This is a genomic window from Moritella viscosa, from assembly GCF_900120065.1.
GTDB classification, from domain to species: Bacteria; Pseudomonadota; Gammaproteobacteria; order Enterobacterales; family Moritellaceae; genus Moritella; species Moritella viscosa.
In genome coordinates this window covers 1-1959 of the sequence record NZ_FPLG01000072.1, presented here as the reverse complement: position 1 = coordinate 1959, position 1959 = coordinate 1, and the positions used below count along the sequence as shown (strand labels likewise).

Below are 1959 nucleotides of genomic sequence, written 5' to 3'. Positions count from 1 at the left end.
AAATATATCAGTGACACCATTGGCGCTAATGCAAAAGTGATTCAACTAGAAGGTATCGCGGGTACATCTGCAGCACGTGAACGTGGCCAAGGTTTCATGCAAGCAGTTGATAAAAACAAAATGGATTTACTTGCTAGCCAGCCTGCTGATTTTGACCGTACTAAAGGTCTTAACGTAATGGAAAATATGCTTGCTGCGAACCCGAATGTACAAGCTGTATTTGCACAGAATGATGAAATGGCATTAGGTGCGTTACGTGCCGTTCAAGCATCAGGTAAAGACGTATTAATCGTTGGTTTTGATGGAACTAAAGACGGTATTGCTGCGGTTAATCGCGGTATTTTAGGTGCAACAATTGCACAGCAACCAGGGTTAATTGGTGCACTTGGTATCGAAACGGCCGACAAAGTACTTAACGGTCAGTCAGTAGAGAAGAACATTGCTGTGCCATTAAAAGTGATCACTAAGTAATTATAATTAAAGGGGATAGCGTTAATAGTTATTCCCTTTATTCTTTTTCATATTGAAAAATATGACGTAATTGTACCTACAGTATATAGGGTGTCATTATGTCATGTTTTATTCTCACCAGTTACAAAGTATTAAGGCTTCTTTATGAATAAGTTAGTTGTGTTAGGTAGCGTTAACGCTGATCATGTTTTACAAGTGGCTTCTTTTCCGCGCCCTGGCGAAACTTTACTCGGGCATAGTTATGCTGTAATCCCAGGTGGTAAAGGGGCTAACCAAGCCGTTGCCGCCGCGCGTTTAGGTGCTGATATTGCGTTTATTGCTTGTGTTGGTGATGATAGCTTTGGTCGTAATATGATTACTGAATTCGCTCGTGATGGTATGAATACACAAGCTGTGATGGTTGAACAAGACACACCAACTGGCATAGCGATGATCCAAGTGGCGGCAACCGGTGAAAACAGTATTTGTATTTCTGCAGAAGCGAATGCATGCTTAACCCCTGAGCGTCTCGCACCACATAGAGAGTTAATTACACAAGCTGATACATTATTGATGCAATTAGAAACGCCGATTGCAACTATTACTCAAGCGGCTAAAATAGCAAAGCAAGCGGGTACGCATGTGGTATTAAATCCGGCACCTGCACAACCATTAAATGATGCGCTATTGTCTGTTGTTGATTTGATCACCCCAAATGAAACCGAAGCTGAATTATTAACGGGTATTAAAGTAAGCGATATGGCATCAGCGCAAGTGGCTGCGAATGTATTACATGATAAAGGCATTGCTGAGGTGATGATCACTTTGGGTAGCCAAGGTGTATGGATGAGTCAAACTGGTACGGGAAAACAAGTGAAAGGATTCCGTGTTGATGCTGTTGATACCACTGCCGCGGGTGATACTTTCAATGGTGGTTTACTCGCAGGGTTACAAGCTGGATTAATACTAGATGAAGCTGTCCGTTTTGCGCATGCAGCCGCCGCTCTTTCTGTGACGCGTGTCGGTGCGCAAACATCGATTCCAACAAAAGCGGAAGTAGATGCTTTTTTAGCGTTACAAGATTAGTGAAAACAACCGGTAGTGGATGCCTATTTATATGAGCGTACCTGTATTAGTATTACCTAAATGAACGAAACCTTATTTTCACGATAAAATATGATGGACAAGATTAGCTGATGGCAACAATTAAAGACGTAGCAAGGCATGCGGGCGTATCAACGTCAACGGTGAGTCATGTATTAAATAATACACGCTATGTCAGTGACGATGTGTCTGCGCGAGTACGGATAGCTGTTGAAGAATTACGTTACGCACCGTCGGCATTGGCGCGTAGTCTTAAAGTCCAAAGCACCAAAACATTTGGCATGCTAGTCACAACGTCAACGAACCCGTTTTTTGGAGAAGTATTAAAAGGTGTTGAACGTCGTTGTTATGAGTATGGCTATAATCTTATTTTGTGTAACACCGAAGGTGATATAGCTCGTATGC

Annotated in this window: 3 protein-coding genes; all 3 read left to right on the top strand. The window is 42.3% G+C overall.

What is annotated here, in order from left to right:
- Nucleotides 1-471 (top strand): substrate-binding domain-containing protein (locus tag BT797_RS10175; protein ID WP_139291999.1); only part of this gene is annotated, 471 nt, incomplete at its 5' end.
- A gap of 144 nt (nt 472-615) precedes the next feature.
- The gene (rbsK, locus tag BT797_RS10170) at nt 616-1536 is read left to right on the top strand and encodes a ribokinase (protein ID WP_075471950.1); all 921 of its coding nucleotides are present in this window, start codon (nt 616-618) and stop codon (nt 1534-1536) included.
- A gap of 110 nt (nt 1537-1646) precedes the next feature.
- Nucleotides 1647-1959, top strand: a 313-nt coding sequence (locus tag BT797_RS10165; RefSeq protein WP_139291998.1) for a LacI family DNA-binding transcriptional regulator, incomplete at its 3' end; no start/stop codon positions are given.

Excerpts from the sequence above, each read along its gene's own strand:
- rbsK (WP_075471950.1), top strand. The coding sequence starts at position 616 with ATGAATAAGTTAGTTGTGTTAGGTAGCGTTAACGCTGATCATGTTTTA.